This window comes from Streptomyces sp. NPDC102451 (assembly GCF_044765485.1).
In the GTDB taxonomy this organism is placed as follows: Bacteria; Actinomycetota; Actinomycetes; order Streptomycetales; family Streptomycetaceae; genus Streptomyces.
In genome coordinates this window covers 265,425-282,595 of record NZ_JBIWKD010000008.1, presented here as the reverse complement: position 1 = coordinate 282,595, position 17,171 = coordinate 265,425, and the positions used below count along the sequence as shown (strand labels likewise).

The 17,171-nt window shown below is 70.9% G+C and carries 13 protein-coding genes; 9 read left to right on the top strand and 4 right to left on the bottom strand.

Annotated elements, in window-relative coordinates:
- Positions 1 to 2 precede the first annotated feature (2 nt).
- The 4 genes from ACIRD8_RS20960 to eccB all read right to left on the bottom strand — a co-directional run bounded on the left by ACIRD8_RS20960 (position 3) and on the right by eccB (position 5,118).
- Entirely contained in the window at positions 3 to 1,730 is a 1,728-nt protein-coding gene (locus ACIRD8_RS20960; protein WP_403993432.1) for a hypothetical protein, read from the bottom strand.
- The gene (locus ACIRD8_RS20955; RefSeq protein WP_403993429.1) at positions 1,727 to 2,167 is read right to left on the bottom strand and encodes a hypothetical protein; all 441 of its coding nucleotides are present in this window, start codon (positions 2,165 to 2,167) and stop codon (positions 1,727 to 1,729) included. The genes ACIRD8_RS20960 and ACIRD8_RS20955 overlap by 4 nt, the downstream gene beginning before the upstream one ends.
- 147 nt (positions 2,168 to 2,314) lie before the next feature.
- Complete coding sequence (mycP, locus tag ACIRD8_RS20950) at positions 2,315 to 3,574, bottom strand: type VII secretion-associated serine protease mycosin (protein WP_403993426.1); 1,260 nt, start codon at positions 3,572 to 3,574, stop codon at positions 2,315 to 2,317.
- Between the two features lie 11 nt (positions 3,575 to 3,585).
- The gene (eccB, locus tag ACIRD8_RS20945; RefSeq protein ID WP_403993423.1) at positions 3,586 to 5,118 is read right to left on the bottom strand and encodes a type VII secretion protein EccB; all 1,533 of its coding nucleotides are present in this window, start codon (positions 5,116 to 5,118) and stop codon (positions 3,586 to 3,588) included.
- 183 nt (positions 5,119 to 5,301) lie between these two features.
- Between eccB and eccE the strand changes: the two genes are divergently transcribed.
- The 9 genes from eccE (at position 5,302) to ACIRD8_RS20900 (ending at position 17,158) form a co-directional block, all read left to right on the top strand.
- Complete coding sequence (gene eccE, locus ACIRD8_RS20940; RefSeq protein WP_403993420.1) at positions 5,302 to 6,642, top strand: type VII secretion protein EccE; 1,341 nt, start codon at positions 5,302 to 5,304, stop codon at positions 6,640 to 6,642.
- Complete coding sequence (locus tag ACIRD8_RS20935) at positions 6,639 to 7,349, top strand: hypothetical protein (RefSeq protein WP_403993417.1); 711 nt, start codon at positions 6,639 to 6,641, stop codon at positions 7,347 to 7,349. The genes eccE and ACIRD8_RS20935 overlap by 4 nt, the downstream gene beginning before the upstream one ends.
- Before the next feature lie 87 nt (positions 7,350 to 7,436).
- Positions 7,437 to 7,670, top strand: coding sequence for a DUF397 domain-containing protein (locus ACIRD8_RS20930; RefSeq protein ID WP_124274972.1), 234 nt, complete (start codon positions 7,437 to 7,439; stop codon positions 7,668 to 7,670).
- 384 nt (positions 7,671 to 8,054) lie between these two features.
- The gene (locus ACIRD8_RS20925; protein WP_403993415.1) at positions 8,055 to 11,012 is read left to right on the top strand and encodes an SCO5717 family growth-regulating ATPase; all 2,958 of its coding nucleotides are present in this window, start codon (positions 8,055 to 8,057) and stop codon (positions 11,010 to 11,012) included.
- Between the two features lie 197 nt (positions 11,013 to 11,209).
- Positions 11,210 to 13,084 (top strand): ABC transporter substrate-binding protein, encoded by a 1,875-nt coding sequence (locus ACIRD8_RS20920; protein WP_403993412.1) that lies wholly within the window; start codon positions 11,210 to 11,212, stop codon positions 13,082 to 13,084.
- 3 nt (positions 13,085 to 13,087) lie between these two features.
- Positions 13,088 to 14,179, top strand: a complete 1,092-nt coding sequence (locus ACIRD8_RS20915; protein WP_403993409.1) for an ABC transporter permease — start codon at positions 13,088 to 13,090, stop codon at positions 14,177 to 14,179.
- The gene (locus tag ACIRD8_RS20910; RefSeq protein WP_403993407.1) at positions 14,176 to 15,096 is read left to right on the top strand and encodes an ABC transporter permease; all 921 of its coding nucleotides are present in this window, start codon (positions 14,176 to 14,178) and stop codon (positions 15,094 to 15,096) included. Before ACIRD8_RS20915 ends, ACIRD8_RS20910 begins: the two co-directional genes overlap by 4 nt.
- Positions 15,093 to 16,154: an ABC transporter ATP-binding protein gene (locus ACIRD8_RS20905; RefSeq protein ID WP_403993404.1), complete on the top strand. Its 1,062-nt coding sequence runs from the start codon at positions 15,093 to 15,095 to the stop codon at positions 16,152 to 16,154. The genes ACIRD8_RS20910 and ACIRD8_RS20905 overlap by 4 nt, the downstream gene beginning before the upstream one ends.
- Positions 16,151 to 17,158, top strand: a complete 1,008-nt coding sequence (locus ACIRD8_RS20900; protein ID WP_403993401.1) for an oligopeptide/dipeptide ABC transporter ATP-binding protein — start codon at positions 16,151 to 16,153, stop codon at positions 17,156 to 17,158. Before ACIRD8_RS20905 ends, ACIRD8_RS20900 begins: the two co-directional genes overlap by 4 nt.
- Positions 17,159 to 17,171 lie beyond the last annotated feature (13 nt).

Below are 17,171 nucleotides of genomic sequence, written 5' to 3'. Positions count from 1 at the left end.
ACCTACTCGATCACCGGCGGTGCGGCTCCGCGCCGGCCGGCCTCCCACGTTTCTCTGTCCTCTGTCAGGTAGTCCGGGCGCGGCGTGCCGTCGTCCTGGTCCTCGTCCCCGGAGTCCTTCCGGCCCGCCGGGCCACGCACGAGACCAGCACCGCCTGCGCTGAAGCCCTTCGCGCCCGCCCCGGGCCGTGCGGGGCCACCACGGGGCGTGCCGACAACCCCGTTGGCACTGGGGGTACCCCGCCCCGCAGGACGAGGGGCGTTACCGCTTCCATTGCCGACGACGCCGCGTTGTCCGACCCCGCTGACTGGACCTCCCGGCCGTGCCGCTCCGCCAGCTCCGATGACGGTGCCGCGTGGGGCACCACGCGTGCCTCCGGACGCCCCGGGCGCCGAACGCTGGGGTGTACCCCCGACGATGCCGCCTCGGCCCGCACGCGGGGCGGCAGCTCCGGACGTACCCGCATGACCGACAGATGTCGGCCTGCCGCCCGTGACACCGGATCGACCGGCAGTCGGGGACTGCGGACCGGTAACCCCACGTGCGGAGGGTGTTCCTCCGTTCATGGGCGAGGGGCGCCCCACTTGAGGTCCGGTAGTGCGGCTGTTGGACGCCGGGCCGCTACCTGTCCGAGCACCATTACCGCCCGCTTGGCCAACAGCCCTGGGTGCGCCTGTTGGTGACTGGGGCCCCCGTGAGCCAGTTGTCACGGGGTTCACAAAGCCGGTTGCCATGGGAGGAGTCGGACCTCCCCCGGATACCGCAGGGCTCGTAGTCGGTGCTGGTGTAGGCGTGCCTGAAGAGGTCACCGGCGCCGGAGGAGTGGCGACACTGTTGATTTCTGTCGATGTGCTCTGGTCCAGGACGGGCGCTACGGTCGGCGGCGTCTCATAGCCATGGCCGTTTGTTGCAGAGCCCGGGCTGCCGATCACCGAATGCGCCGCTACGTCTCCCGAGTCCACGCTGCCTGATGAGCCGGAGCCCGTAGACGATGTCCCTGGTCCGTCGCCAACCCGAAGCCCTCCCGGCTTAGGCATCGCAACATCAAGCTTCTTCTCGAACCGCGGCGGCTCCTGCGCCGCCAGCGTCTCCTCCGAGACCGCGTAGTACGAAGCCAGCCGGTTCGCCTGGTTGATGGCCTCCTGGCGGTCCTTCTCGACCTTCACCGCCGCCGCGTACTCCGGGTTTGCCTCGATCCGCGCCGGACTCTCGATCTGTTCCGGGGACTTGCGGATGAGGCGGCTGTCGCGGGGCGGGAGGGAGCTGCGTACCGAGGCAAGTCCGGTGCCCGCGACCGTGATCTGGTCGCCGGCCGTCTGCGCGTATTCGCCCAGCTTCTCGGCATGGGCGACCAGACCGTTGCCCCAGTCGCGGAAGGCGATTCCGGACTCGCCCTCCCAGTCGACCGCCTTGATGAAGTCGCCCAGTTCCTTCGCCGCGTCGTTGATCGCGGTACGCGCCTTCAGCAGCGCCTGGCCTGCGTCCTCGAGGTCCGCCGGATTGGAGTTCTCGATCAGGTCGATCATCGCGTTGAGCTCATGGCCCTCGAAGGACGTCCGCCCCGAGGTGCTCGGGCCACCGAAGCCGAACACCTCCATCACGCCCTGCATCTGGCGCGTCACGTCCGTGACGATCAGCTGCCCCTGGACGCGCTCCGTGTCCTGCTGCTTCTGTTCCGCGGGAGTCAGTTCCGGCTGTTCCTCGGAACCCGGCTTCTTCGGTTCACTCATTCGGCTGCCCACCCCGCGTCGCTCTGCTTGTCGGCGTTCTGCTCAGGCTTGGCGTGCCTCTCCGCCTGTGCCTTCTCGCGCTCGGCGTCCATGTGCGCCTGGATCTCGTAGAACCGACGCCGCGTGTCGTCGTCCACGTTGTCGAAGCCGACAGCCGCCGCGTGCACACCGAGGCTCAGGTATTCGATCTGCTCGCCCAGCGACTTCGACAGCGTGACGAGCGACTCGTGGACGCGGTTGTACTGGGTGTAGAGGCCGTCCGCCTCCGCGAAGCCCGTGTTCCCGCCGCTGAAGGCATTGCGCGACACCCTCTGTGCCGCGACCTTCGACTTCCCGGCCGGCGAACTCTCGAGTTCGGCCAGCAACGCGTTCACGCTCTTCTGGAACTTCTCCAGGGCGCCTACCCCGCGCCGGAGATCCCCTTTGCCCTCGGTCACGTTGCTGTCCTTCCCCGTTTCCCCGTTTGCTCAGGCCGTTTTGCGTTGCTTTCGCACCCACGTGAACAGCACTGGCCCCATAGCATCACTCTAGCCAATGGCACTGACAGGACCAACTGTCTTCTCCATCACGTGACTTCCACGACGTCACATTCCGCCGGGTCGTCCCTGCCTCCGCTGCCTGTCGCGTACGGTCACTGCCGCACCCGCGATGGCGGCGACCAGGACTGCCCCACCCACCACGACGTACGTGGCGAGCCTGGCGTTACGCTCGTCCGCGGTTTCGCCCAGATGGATGGCGGCCGGAACCGGCGCCTTGCCCTTGCTCACACCTTCGTGTGCCACCGGTTTCTCGATGGGCTTGTCATCCTCGGTCAGCGCGCGCACCGGGTCGACGACGCCCCAGCCGACCAGGTGGTCGTGGCCCGCGATCGAGCGTTCCGCCGTCTGCTCGATCTGGGCGACGATTTGCTCCTGCGTCCAGTCCTTGTGCTTGGCCTTGATCAGGGCCGCGACGCCGGCGACGTACGGGGCCGAGAAGCTGGTGCCGTTGTCTGAGCAGTGCCCCCCGCCGGGGACCGTCGAGACCATGTCCACGCCGGGGGCCGCGACGCCCACGAAGTCGCCGGACTGGGAGAAGGCCGCGCGTTCGTTGTTGCGGTCCGAGGAGGCGACGGCCAGGACACCGTCGTACGACGCCGGGTAGGTCTTCTTCACGTTTCCGCCCAGCCCGTCGTTGCCGGCCGAGGCGACGATCACGATCTCCTTGGCGAGGGCTGCGTTCACCGCCTGCTCCAGGAGGGGCGTGGGCTTCACCGCGTTGGCCGTGTCCTGGGAGATGTTGATGACGTCGGCCCTCCCCTGCCCGGCCGCGTAGTTGATGGCGGTTGCCAGGGTCTCCGCCGTTCCATGGCCCTCGGCGTCGTTCTGCTGGATGGGGATGATCGTCGCGTCGGGAGCGAGGCCGGTGAAGCCGGTGCCCTTCGCCTCTCGCGCGGCGATGATGCCGGCGACCTTGGTGCCGTGGCCGACCACGTCGGTGGTGCCGTTCTCCTTGCCGCGCTCGATCTTGTTGCCGTTGTCGTCCTTGATGTTCTTGTCCAGGAGGTTCTTGCCGCTCCCGGTGTCCACGGCCTTCGTGAGCTGGGGGTTCTTGACGTCGACGCCGGTGTCGATGACGGCCACCCTCACGCCCTTGCCCGTGGACTGCTCCCACAGTTCGTCCATCAGCACGCGTTGCAGCGCCCATGGGCGGCCGGCGTACTTCTTCGAGGGGAAGGTGCACTGGGTGGAGTCGTCCGCGGCTGCGGGCAGCACCGGCAGCGAGACGACGAGTACGGCGGTGGCGGCCGCGGCTGTCAGCAGCCGTCGCGAACAAGCCCGGGAGGAAGAGGAGTCCGTGGTCACGCGGTCGCTCCTCACGAACCCTGCGGCTGGCGGGCCGCGCCGGTCGACAGTCGGGGGCCGGTCGGCAGGAAGGCGGACCAGGCGGCGGGTACGGGCGCGGGATCGACGTCCTTGTACCCGAGATGGTTCTGCGCCTGCTGGGCTTCCTGCTGGCTCTGCGCCTTCCCCTCCTTCGTGCCGGACTCACCGATTCCGGAGTCGTCCTCGACACTGTCGCCGTTGGACTGCATCGCGTAGCGCAGTCCGGTGTCGGTCACCAGGAAGAGCGGGCCCGACTCGGGGCTGGATCCCTTGAACTGCCGGAAGAGCTGCCCGGATCCGGGGGTGACGTACGCGCTGCTGGAGCCGGTGGGGAGGGTGGCGGGGAAGCCCGTGCCGGCCCAGGTGCTGAGGGTGCTGGTGCCGTTCTTGTCCGAGACGCTGCGCAGGACGTTGCAGACGGTGTTACGGCTTCCGCTCGCCGTGCTCGCGGAGTTGACGGCGGTCGACTCGTCCTTGGGCCACTTCATCTCCTGGCCGAAGGCCGCACCGGGCTCGAACGCTCCGGCGCTGACGTGCTGCGCCTTGCCGTCCTGGTCGAGGCCGACCAGGGCGCGACTGCTGAGCAGGAGTTTGGCGACGAAGTCGGACACCGGGGCGACCCTGCCCGGCAGGACCACGTACTGCTGGGTGCCGGCGCCGGAGATCGCGGCGAGGACCATGCCCACCCGGTTGTCCCCGTCCTGCAGCTCACCCGGAACTCCCGCCGGAGCACCGGGAGTTCCCTCGATGGCGGGGAAGGTCACCGCGTCCCCCTTGTGCAGCGTCGCCAGCCAGTCGTCGGACACCCGCTGGGGCTTGCTGCCCTGCCCGAACAGGGCGCGCAGCAGCACTTCGTCCTTCTCCACCGCGTAGGCCGTGCCCGTGGTGTCCACGATGTAGCGGGTCCTGTCCGGTCCGGGGCCCTCGACGTACATCACCTCGCCGCCCTGCAGCTTGCTCGTGCCCTCGGTCTTCTGCTGCTCGCGCTCCGCGAAGACGAACGCCGCCTTCTGGATGGCCCGGCCGCCCTCGCCGGGCCGCTCGCAGACCGCCCAGCGCTTCGCGGCACCGGCTTCGGTCTTGCCGGGCAGGCGGTCCGGGGCGTACGGGATGCCGAGGGTCGCCCCGTGCGGGATCTTGCCGCTGTCGAGGACCGATTCCCCGACGTTGACGACCTTGCCCTTGTCCGGGGCCAGGAGCAGCTTGGCGCTGGACATGTTCAGAACGGGGTGGAGCTGCGTCTTGCCGTCGGTCACCAACACCACGTAGCGGGTGGTGGAATCGCTGGCGATGATGACGTTCTCGTAGGGGGTGTCCCACTTCTGGGGTGCCACGGGTTTGAACATTCCCCAGGCTCCGAACACCGCCAGGACGACCACGCCGACGATCGCTCCGGGCACCACCGCGCGAAGGGGGCGCGGTGCGCCCTCCTCCGAGCCGGACGGGTGGGGCTGCAGGAACTGTGCGACCAACCTCCGCTTCGCGAAGGTGTAGGCATTGAGTTCGTCCCGCCGTGATGCCATGTGCGCGCTGCCCCTTCTCCCCAGTGGGCGACCAGGTTCCCACACCCGCCGTGGACCGCTGCCGCCGACCGGGACCCCTACTATGCCTGTTGGCACTTGGCTCTCACCGCTCAGGTAGGGTGATCGCCCGATCAACGCCCGTGTAAAAAACGGTGAATACGGACACGAGGGGGCAACGCGGCGATGGCTGCAGCGACGGGCGAGCGCACGAGGCGGTCCACCCAGCGAACGCCCGGCCCTTCCCGGCGGCAACGCAGCAACGGGCCTGACGGCGCGGCCTCCCGTCAGTCGGCGGACGCCCCCGCCGCGACCACGCTCCATTCGATCTCCAGGACCGGCCGTGTCGGGCCCGCGCTGCGGCAGCTGGTGCTCGTCGAAGCGGCCCTGGCAGTCGCGGTGGTGGGCGCCGCGCTCGGTGGTGCCTGGCTGATCCCCGCCGGTGTGATCGCGTGTCTGTTGATCCTCCTCGCGGTGGTACGCCGCAGGGGCCGCGCCGTCCAGGACTGGCTGTCGACCGTGTCCTCCCTCCGCCGTCGCAGGCGGACCGCCACGGCCTCCCCGGCCGAGACGGAGCCGCAGCTGGCCCCGGTCGCGGAGAACGTGCCGGGGTTCGCTCCGTACATCTACGTCGACGGCGCGCGCCGCACGGTCGGCATGATCGGGGACGGCACCTTCCTGACCGCGGTCGTACGGGTCGAGGCGAGCGGCGAGTCGCTCCGTCAGGCCATGGGGGCGCGGGCGCTTCCGCTGTCCCTCCTCGGTGACGCGCTCGCGGTGGACGACATCGTGCTGGAGTCCGCGCAGCTCGTGCAGCAGGTACGTCCCGCTCCGGCGCCGCACCTTCCGGAGCGGTCGGTGGCCCGGCTCTCGTACGCCCCTCTCCAGGACCGGACGGGGGCGCCCGCGCTGCGGATGACCTGGGTGGCGGTCAAGCTGGATCCGGAGCTGTGCCGGGAGGCCGTGGAGGCCCGCGGCGGCGGTATGGGCGGGGCTCAACGCTGTCTGGTGCGGGTCGCGGACCATGTGGCGAGCCGCATCACCGGTGCGGGGTTCCGGGCCTCGGTGCTGGACCAGGAGGAGCTCAACTCCGCCGTGGCGACGTCCGCGTGCGCCAACCCCATCCTGTCGGCGCGTGCGGGGCGCCCGGACGCCGCGCCTCAGCGGCGGACGACGGAGACGACGCGGGTCTGGCGCTGCGACGACCGCTGGCACACCACCTACGCCGTGGACCGCTGGCCCGAGCTCGGCCGGGGTGCGACTCCGCTGCCGCGGCTCGTCGCGCTGCTGACCTCGGTGCCCGCGTATGCGACGACGTTCAGCCTGACGGTGCGCCGCGGGGCGCACCAGGGCCACATGTCCGTACGGGGCCACGTGCGGATCACCGGCGGATCGGACACCGAACTCGTCGGCGTACGAAGGATATTGGAGCAGGCGGCCCGGCACGCGGAGGTCGGTCTCGTACGGCTGGACCGTGAGCAGCTGCCGGGCGTCCTGGCCACGCTCCCGCTGGGAGGCGCGCAGTGACGAAGAACATCGCTCCGAGGCGGGGGCTGCTCGGGCCGCGCCATGCAGGGCACACCCTGGCGGCGGACCATCTGGGCGCGCTGTCGTTGCCGGTGGGTGACGACGGCGTGATCATCGGAGACGACGCCGAGGGCCGCCCGCAGATGATCGGGTTCCACCGGCCGGCGCCGTACGACGTCCTGTTGATCGGTGGTCTGTGGACCGCGCAGGTGCTGGCGCTGCGCGCGGCCGGTACGGGTGCGCGGGTGGCGGTCGAGACGGGCCGCACCCAGGCGTGGACCACGCTGGCCCAGGCGGCGGGCGCCGGTCTCGAGTGCATCTCGCTCCATGACGTGGGCCGGGTACCGCCGACCGGTGCGACCGTCGGCAGTCCGGTCGTGGTGGTGCGGGACTGCGGTATGCGTCCGCCCCGTGGCCGGGTGGTGTCCTCGCCGTGGCAGTCGGTGCTGACGCTGCTGCCCTATCTGAGCCCTGTGGCGCCCCGGTTGATGCGGGCGGCGACGCTGGTGGGCGTGCAGCGGGTGTCCCCGGCCGAGGCGGAGCAGATCGGCCGGATATTGGGGCTCGCACGCACCGAGAGCGAGGCCCTGCCCACTCTGGCCGACGGTGTCACCCTCTGGGTGGCGGGCCGCGAGCGCCACTGGGTGATGACCAGTGCGACGGATGTGGAGACCGGATTGCTGGGCACTGCCCGCAGGATGGACTGAACCTCTCCCGTTCGGCCCCCGGACCGGCCGCTTTTCAGGATCATGGCGGGGGAACGGCACATTCGACGGAACGGAAGGGACGGGCGCATGGGCACCCAGCAGGAAAAGGACGAGCTCTACGCTCTCGACATCTCGGATGTGGAGTGGCTGAGCGCACCCGGTACCGAGAACGTCGAGGAGCGGGTCGAGATCGCCCACCTCCCGGGAGGTGCGGTCGCCATGCGCTCGTCGCTGGATCCGGAGACCGTGCTGCGCTACACGGAGGCCGAGTGGCGCGCGTTCGTACTGGGCGCACGGGACGGGGAGTTCGACCTCAAGTAGCGCGACTGCACGGTGCGGGGGCGGCTGTCCGGTACTGCCGCCCTCTCGCTGTGTCCGGGACCGGTGGCCCTCTCGCTGCCCGGGCCGGGCACCCTCTCGCTCTGTCCGGCCACGTCCCGATGCGCGACAAATGGCCCGTTCCTTCACCTTCTGACGCACTCACCGCGTGGGAGAGCCGTGCGTGACCTACGGGACAGTTACCGCGGGCGATACGGCCTGCCGTAGTGCGCCCCATGGCGATTAGGGTGGGTGGGGGCGCGGCAGAGGAACCTGCGGGCAGGCACTGCGCGTCGCAAGGGGGAGAGCCGGGCGGACCGGCCAGAACGGGAACGGTCGCCCCCACCCACCACGGCACAAGGGTGCTCGACCACACCAGGAGGCAAAGTGAACGGCGATCGGGACGAGATCAGCGGGGGATGGAACACGCCCGTCGACGAGTCGTCCGACGCGGATCCCGCCGAGATGACGGGTGAGTTCACCATCGACTACACCCCGCCCGCCTGGTACACGCAGAACGCGCCGGGCGACTCCTCGGGCGGAGCGGGTTCGCACCTGGCGCCGCCTCCGCCGCCGCAGGGGGCGCCGGTGTCCGTACCGGGGCTGCCGTCGGCCGGCGGATTCGAGCCCGGCTGGTCGCCGGCTCCGGCCGCGCCGTCCGAGGCGGCGTCGGCGGCCTCGTCCGAGCCGCCCTCGCCGTCCTACGAGCCCACTCCCCCGGCACCGGCTTCGCCCGCGCCGGGCTCCGAGGAGTCCGACGCCGCGAGCGGCGCGTCCGGCCCGTTCGGCGGCGGTGATGTGGAGAGCGGCGCCACCATGCGGTTCTCACCCGCCGCGCTGAAGCAGGAGATCGCCGAGCGCGAGGCGGCCAAGGCCGAGGCGGAGGCGGAGCCCGCGGCGTCCGTTCCCGCCGGTTCCGCCGAACCCTCGCCTCCCGCCACCCCGTCCGAGGCCGACGGCACGGACCCGGCCGGACCGGTGGGCGAGAAGGATTCCGAGGTACCCGGAGAAGCAGGCGAATCCGGAGAAGCCGAAAAGGGTACGGCCGGAACCGCCGCCCCGGAGGCGGATGCGGCTCCGACCCCGGCGCAGGACGTCGACGACTGGCCGGACACGGACGACAAGCGGGCGGACGGGCGCGCGGACGGGCAGGCCGACGCGGCCGCGGACTCCGTGACCGACGCCGCCCCCCGGGACACACCGCCGGCCGGTACGCCCACGGACGCGCCGCCGCCCACCACAGCACCGGCCGCCGACGCTCCTCAGGGCGCCGTGCCGTCGAACGTGCCGGCCCCCTGGTCGCCGGCGCCGCCCCCGCAGGGCGCCCTCCCGCCGCTGCCGCCCGCCTTCCAGCCCGCCGCACCGCAGCCGAGCGCGCCGCAGTCCGCGCCGCAGTGGCCCGCACAGCAGCCCGCTCCGGCCGCCGACGCCTCGGGCGGCTACGGCTTCCCGCAGCCGCCCGCGCCGTCGGTGCCCGCGCAGCCGTCCCCGCCTGCGCCCCAGCAGCCGGTACAGCCCAACGCGCCCGCGCCACAGGGGGGTTACGGCTTCCCGCAGGCACCGCAGCAGGGCGGTTACGGCTTCCCGCAGGCGGGCCAGCCGCCGCAGCTCCCCGCGCAGGGCGCACCCCAGCTGCCTCCGGCCGCGCAGCCCCAGGGCGGTTACGGCTTCCCCCAGGCCGCTCAGCCGCCGCAGTTCCCCGCGCAGGGCGCCCCGCTCCCCCCGCAGGCGCCCCAGGGCACACCGAACCTGCCCGCTCCGCAGCAGCAGCAGCAGCAGCAGCAGCAGCCCGAGGCCTACCAGCCCCAGCCGCCCGCACCCCAGGCCCCGCCCGTCGACCCGCGCACCGGGACCGCCTGGCCGACGCCGGTCACCCATGACCAGCGCGAGCGCTCCGTGCCTGGCGCGCCGCTCGGCTACACGGCCGCGGTGGAGCTGTCGTCGGACCGGCTGGTCCGGGGCAAGCAGAAGGCCAAGAGCAGCCGCACACCGTCCGCCGCCTCCCGCTTCAAGTTGGGCGGGAAGAAGGAGGAGGTCGAGCGGCAGCGCAAGCTGGACCTGATCCGTACGCCGGTGCTGTCGTGCTACCGGATCGCGGTCATCAGCCTCAAGGGCGGTGTCGGCAAGACGACGACCACCACCGCGCTCGGCTCGACCCTGGCCACCGAGCGGCAGGACAAGATCCTCGCCATCGACGCCAACCCCGACGCGGGCACGCTCGGCCGGCGGGTGCGCCGCGAGACCGGGGCCACCATCCGCGACCTGGTCCAGGCGATCCCGTACCTCAACTCGTACATGGACATCCGCCGTTTCACCTCGCAGGCCCCCTCGGGCCTGGAGATCCTCGCCAACGACGTGGACCCGGCGGTCTCCACGACCTTCAACGACGAGGACTACCGGCGGGCGATCGACGTCCTGGGCAAGCAGTACCCGATCATCCTCACCGACTCGGGCACCGGCCTGCTCTACAGCGCGATGCGCGGGGTGCTTGACCTCGCCGACCAGCTGATCATCATCTCGACGCCGTCCGTCGACGGCGCCTCCAGCGCGTCCACCACGCTGGACTGGCTCTCGGCGCACGGGTACGCGGAACTGGTGCAGCGCTCCCTGACCGTCATCTCCGGTGTCCGTGAGACCGGAAAGATGATCAAGGTCGACGACATCGTGCAGCACTTCGAGACCCGCTGCCGCGGCGTCGTCGTCGTGCCGTTCGACGAGCACCTGTCGGCGGGCGCCGAGGTGGACCTCGACATGATGCGGCCGAAGACCCGCGAGGCCTACTTCAACCTCTCCGCGCTCGTCGCGGAGGACTTCCAGCGGGCCCAGCAGCAGCAGGGGCTGTGGACGGCGGACGGCAGCAACCCGCCGCCGCAGTTCGCCCCGCCCATGCCCGGACAGCAGACGCCCGGTCAGCAGACGCCGGGTCAGCAGGTGCCCGGCCAGCAGCCGTACGCACCCCAGCCGCAGCCCGGTCAGCCCTACCCCGGACAGCCCCATCCGGGTCAGCAGCCGTACCCCGGACAGCCGTATCCGGGTCAGCCGCAGCAGCCGTATCCACCCCAGCAGCCGTACGGCGGTCAGCAGCCCTACGGGGGCCAGCAGCAGGCCGCCGCGCCTCAGCAGGCGTACCCGCCGCACCCCGGCCAGGGTGCGCAGAGCAACGCCTGGCAGCAGTCGCCGCCCGCCCAGGCGCAGCCCGGCGGTGCCCCGGCCGGGCCGCCTCCGCCGCCCGCGCACCACGATGGCCAGGCACATCAGCCGGGACAGCCCGAACTGCAAGGCCCCGTTCCGCCCGCGGGCTGGCAGCAGCACCCTCCGCAGCCGCCGCCGGCGCCTCAGCAGTGAGGCAGTAGAGGTCTAAACCAATGAGGGCTCGCACCGTTCACCCGGTGCGGGCCCTCATCGCATTCCCGCAGACCACACGCGGTTTGGCGGACCGTTGACGCGACTCGACCGCCGCTGATAAACCTTCGCTTCACCAGCTGGCGAACCAGAGATCTGCCCGCCTTCACCGTGCGAGTCATGACGCGAGGTCCACGTCCATGGTCACAAGATTCCCTCCACGCTCCCCCCGCCCACGCGGTCGTCTGCGTATCCTTCTCGCCGCCGGAGCCGCCGCCTTGGCGCTGGCCGCCGGATCGGTCGTCCCCGGCAACCCGCTCAGCCCCGCCCCGCAGGAGGCACAGGCGGCCGACGGCAAGTCGACGCTCACGGTCGCGGTCGCGCAGAGCGTCGACTCCCTGAGCCCGTTCCTCGCCCAGCGGCTGGTCTCCACGAGCATCAGCCGGCTGATGTACGACTTCCTGACCAACTACGACGCCAAGGACAGCAGCACGATCCCCGGGCTCGCCACCAAGTGGGAGACCTCGGCGGACAAGCTGACGTGGACGTACACCATCCGGGACGACTCGAAGTGGTCGGACGGGGAGAAGGCCACCGCCGAGGACGCGGCGTGGACGTTCAACAAGATGATGACCGACGAGGGCGCCGCGACCTCGAACGGCAGCTTCGTCTCCAACTTCAAGAAGGTGACGGCACCCAGCCCGGACAAGCTGGTCATAGAGCTGAAGCAGCCTCAGGCCACGATGACGGCGCTGGACGTGCCCATCGTCCCCAAGCACGTCTGGGAGGAGGTCGGCGACTTCTCGAAGTTCAACAACGACACGAAGTTCCCGATCGTGGGCAACGGGCCGTTCATCCTGACGGACTACAAGGTCGACAGCTATGTGAAGCTGAAGGCCAACAAGGACTTCTGGCGGGGCTCGCCCAAGTTCGACGAGCTCGTCTTCCGGTACTACAAGGACCAGGACGCAGCGGTCGCCGCCCTCCGAAAGGGTGAAGTCTCCTTCGTCGCCGGAAGCCCGAGTCTGACCCCCGCGCAGGCCGCGTCGCTGAAGACCACCGAGAACATCAAGGTGAACGACGCCCCCGGCCGGCGCTTCTACGCACTGGCCGTCAACCCCGGCGCGCAGACCAAGGACGGCAAGAAGTTCGGCGACGGGCACCCGGCGCTCCAGGACCAGAAGGTCCGCCAGGCGCTGTTCATGGCCGTGGACCGCCCGACCATCATCGACAAGGTCTTCCAGGGCTACGCCGTGGAGGGCGAGGGCTACATCCCGCCCCGCTACGGCTCGTACTTCTGGAAGCCGTCCGCCGAGCAGAAGCACGCCTACGATCCGGCGAAGGCAGGCGCCCTCCTCGACGAGGCGGGCTACAAGAAGAACAGCGCGGGCAAGCGGACCGGCAAGGACGGCAAGCCGCTCGACTTCCGCATCCTGTGCCACGCCACGGACCCCAACGACAAGGCGATCGGCAAGTACCTCCAGGAGTGGTGGGGCGAGCTCGGCGTCGGCCTGAAGGTCGACTGCATGGACAACGTCTCGGACCCCTGGTACGCCGGTGAGTACGACCTCGCCTTCGACGGCTGGTCCGTCAACCCGGACCCCGACTTCGTCATGTCGATCCACACCTGCGCCGCGCTCCCGGCCAAGGCCAAGCAGACGGCGGCGACGGACAACTTCATCTGCGACAAGCAGTACGACGAGCTCTACGCGAAGCAGCTGGCCGAATACGACCCCGCCAAACGGGCCGACCTCGTCAAGCAGATGGAGTCGCGGCTGTACGACACGGGGTACATGAATGTCATGGCGTACCCGAATGCCGTCGAGGCCTACCGCACCGACCAGATCGAGTCCCTCACGACCATGCCCTCGGACGCGGGCAACATCTACGGTCAGGACGGTTACTGGAGCTGGTGGTCGGCGGTCCCGGCCGCCGGTGCGTCGGGCGATTCGTCCGGCGACAGCGGCAGCTCGACCGGAGTCCTCATCGGTGTCGGTGTCGCTGTAGTCGTCCTCGCCGGTGGCGGGCTGCTGTTCGCCATGCGTCGTCGTTCCACCGCGGAAGACCGTGAATAGTCCATGAGCACAGAAAGCACTCCCGCGCTCGTGAAGGGCGCGGCGGGCGTGGACGCTGTGCAGACCGACGGCCCGGCTCCGGCCGGGCCGTCGGCCCGCAGTCCACGCTCCCGCAGCACGACCGCGTATCTCCGCTATGCGGCGGGCAAGCTGGCCGGTGCGGCCGTCTCGCTGTTCGCCGTGCTCGTCACCAGCTTCTTCCTGTTCCGTCTGATCCCCGGTGACCCGGTCAAGCACATGACCGGCGGCCGGCAGGTGTCGACCGAGCAGATCGCCGCGATGCGCAAGGAATTCGGCCTGGACCTGCCGCTCTGGCAGCAGTTCACCGAGTACTGCGGCAAGGCCCTGACCGGGGACTTCGGTACGTCGTACCAGTTCCGCGCCCCCGTCATGGACAAGATCACCGAGGCGCTGCCCGCGACGCTGCTGCTCACCGGCACCGCGTTCGTGATCTACACGGCGATCGGCATCTGGCTGGGCGCCAGGTCCGCCTGGCGCAACGGCTCGGCGGGCGACCGCTTCCACACGGCCTTCGCGCTGACGCTGTACTCGGTGCCCTCGTTCTGGCTCGGGCTGCTCCTGATCGTCACCCTCTCGGTCGGCATCGGGCCCATCCCCGGTCTCTTCCCGACCGGCGGCATGGAGTCAGGCAGCGAGAGCGGTTTCTCGTACGTCCTCGATGTGGCGCACCACCTCGTGCTGCCGGTCATCACGCTCGTCGCCGTCGAGTACGCGCGCACCCTGCTGGTGATGCGCTCCTCGCTGCTCGACGAGATGGGCAGCGACTATCTGACGACGGCACGGGCGAAGGGGCTGCGCGACGATCTCGTACGCCGCCGGCATGCCGTCCCGAACGCGATGCTGCCGACGGTGACGCTCCTCTTCGTCAACCTGGGCAACACGGTGGCGGGCGCCATCCTGGTGGAGACGGTGTTCTCCTGGCCCGGTCTGGGCGGACTGTTCTACCAGGCGCTGAGCGTGCCCGATCTGCCCCTGGTGCAGGCGCTGTTCTTCGTCTTCGCCGCCGCGGTGATCCTGATGAACACGCTCGCCGATGTGATCTATCCGCTCCTCGATCCCCGGGTGGGCCGATGACGACCACGACCGACGCCGCGCCGGCCACCGGCCCGCGCGCACTGACCTGGGCACGCCGGCGCCAGGCGGCGGCCCGCTTCTGGCGGCAGTACCGCGCCCACCGGGCGGGCCTGGCCGGACTCGCCGTGCTGGCGCTGATCGCCCTGACGGCGCTGGCGGCCCCGCTGCTGGTCGGCGCGGACTCGCAGAGCGTCACGGCCGCGCCGGGCGGCCCGCTGGAGTCGCCGAGCGCCGAGTTCCCCCTCGGCACCGACCAGTTCGGCCGCAGCCTGCTCGCCCTCCTGGTGTGGGGGACGCGGGTCTCCCTGACCGTGGGCCTGCTCGCCGCGTTCCTCTCGGTGGCCATCGGGACCCTGGTGGGCATCACCGCCGGGCACTTCAAGGGCTGGTACGGCAACGTCGTCATGCGGATCACGGACTGGTTCCTGGTGATGCCGACGCTGGTGCTGGCCATCGCGCTGGCCACCGTGCTCTCGCGATCCCTGTGGACGACGGTCCTCGCTATCGGCGTGACGACCTGGCCGACGACCGCACGGCTCGTACGGGCGCAGACGCTGTCCGTGGAGTCCCGTCCGTACATCGAGCGCTCCAAGGCGCTCGGGGGCGGGCACGGCCACATCATGTCCCGCCACGTACTGCCCAATGTGATGCCGCTGGTGCTCGCGCAGACCACGCTGGTGATCTCCACCGCCATCCTCACCGAGGCGACCCTCGCCTTCCTCGGGCTCGGCGATCCCACGATCGTCTCCTGGGGCGGGCTGCTCCAGGACGCCCGTGAGGCCGGGGCGGTCAGCTCCGGCAACTGGTGGTACCTCGCTCCGCCCGGACTCGCCATCGCGGTCGTCGCCCTCGCGTTCACGCTGTGCGGCCGCACCATCGAATCCGTGCTCAACCCCAAGCTGGGGGTGTCCCGTTGACCGCCGTGAAGACCGAGAGCGTTCCGAAGCCGGAGACCGGGCGGCCGTTGCTCGACGTCCGGAATCTGCATGTCACCTACGGGTCGGGGGCCTCGGCCGTCCCCGCCGTACGGGGGATCGACCTGCGGGTCGAGGCCGGGCAGAAGCTCGGCATCGCCGGGGAGTCCGGCTGCGGGAAGTCGACGCTGGCACTGGCCCTGCTGCGGCTGCTGCCCCCTTCGGCGACCCTGAGCGGCGAGATCCTGCTGGACGGCGAGGACATCCTCACCATGAAGTGGGGGCGGCTTCGCGCCGTGCGCTGGGCGGGGGCGTCGATCGTCTTCCAGGGCGCGATGCACTCGCTGAACGCCGTGCACCGCATCGGGGACCAGATCGCCGAACCGATCCTGCTGCACGGCAAGGGGACCCCGGCGGCCGCCCGCAGGCGCGCCGGTGAGCTGCTGGAGCAGGTGGGGCTTCCGGCCGCGCGGGCGGATGCCTATCCGCACGAGCTGTCCGGCGGTCAGCGCCAGCGCGTGATGATCGCGATGGCGCTGGCCTGCGACCCGCGGCTGATCATCGCGGACGAGCCCACCACGGCTCTCGACGTGATGATCCAGGCGCAGATCCTGCGGCTGATCGAACAGCTCGTCAGCGACCAGGACCTCGGTCTGATCATGATCAGCCACGATCTGGCGGTGCTCTCCGACACCTGCGACCGGCTGTCGGTGATGTACGCGGGCCGGGTCGTCGAGGAGGGCCCAGCCAAGCAGGTCTACGAGCATGCCCGTCACCCCTACAGCAGCGCCCTGTCGGCCGCGTTCCCCCGCATCGGCGACCTCGCGTCGCGGCACGCGCCGCGCGGCCTGCCGGGCGACCCCCCGGACCCGTCGGCGCTGCCCTCCGGCTGTACGTTCCATCCGCGCTGCGCGGCGGCGCTGGAGTCCTGCGCCACCGAGGACCAGGAGCTGCGGCCCGCCGGCCCGTCCCGGCGGGCGGCCTGTGTGCTGGTGGAAGCGGAAGCCACCGCGACGCCCGGTCCGCACGGCGGTACCGAGGAAGCAAGGAGCACCACATGACGACCACTCCCCCGGCTCCCCTGCTCAGCGCGCAGGCGCTGGAGGTCGCGTTCCCCGGCCGGCGCGGGGCGGCGACGGCGCGAGCGGTCGACGGGGTCGACCTCGACATCCGTCCCGGTGAGATCGTCGCCCTGGTCGGCGAGTCGGGCTGCGGGAAGACGACACTGGCCCGGTCCCTGCTGGGCCTGGTACCGCCCACGGCCGGCCGTGTCACCTTCGGCGGTGAGCCCCTCAACTACGCGGGCCGGGCACTGAAGGCGTACCGGAAGCGGGTCCAGCTGGTCCTCCAGGACCCCAGTGGCTCCCTCAACCCCCGCCACACGGTGTACGACGCGGTGGCGGAGGGCCTGCGCATCCACGGTTACGCGGGCGACGAGCGGGAGGCCGTGTCCGGGGCGCTGTCGCGGGCCGGGCTGCGGCCTCCGGAGCGGTTCTTCCTGCGGTATCCGCACGAGCTGTCCGGCGGTCAGCGTCAGCGCGTCGTCATCGCGGGGGCGCTGGTCCTGGAGCCGGAGCTGATCGTCGCGGACGAGCCCGTGGCCTCGCTGGACGCCTCGGTGCGCGGCGAGATCCTGGCGCTGCTGCTGCGGCTGCGTGCCGAACTGGGCCTGTCGGCACTGGTGGTGACGCACGATCTGGGGCTGGCGTGGAACATCGCGGACCGGGTGGCGGTGATGTATCTCGGCCGGATCGTGGAGACCGGTGACGTCGAGCAGATCCTCACGGCTCCCCGGCACCCGTACACCCAGGCGCTGCTGTCCGTGCTGCCGGAGGCGGACGGCGAGCCGGTGCTGCTGACGGGCGAGCCGCCGGACCCCTCGAAGGTCCCTTCCGGCTGCCGCTTCCATGCCCGGTGCCAGGTCCTCGCCTCGGGCGAGGCCGAGCGCGCGGGCGTCGCGGACGCGTGCCGCACGAAGGATCTGCCGGTGCTGGAGGGGGGCGGCCTGACCCAGGTCGCCTGCCACTGGGCGGCGGCGGAGCAGGCCGTCTCCCAGGGCTCCTGAGGGCCTGGGCCTC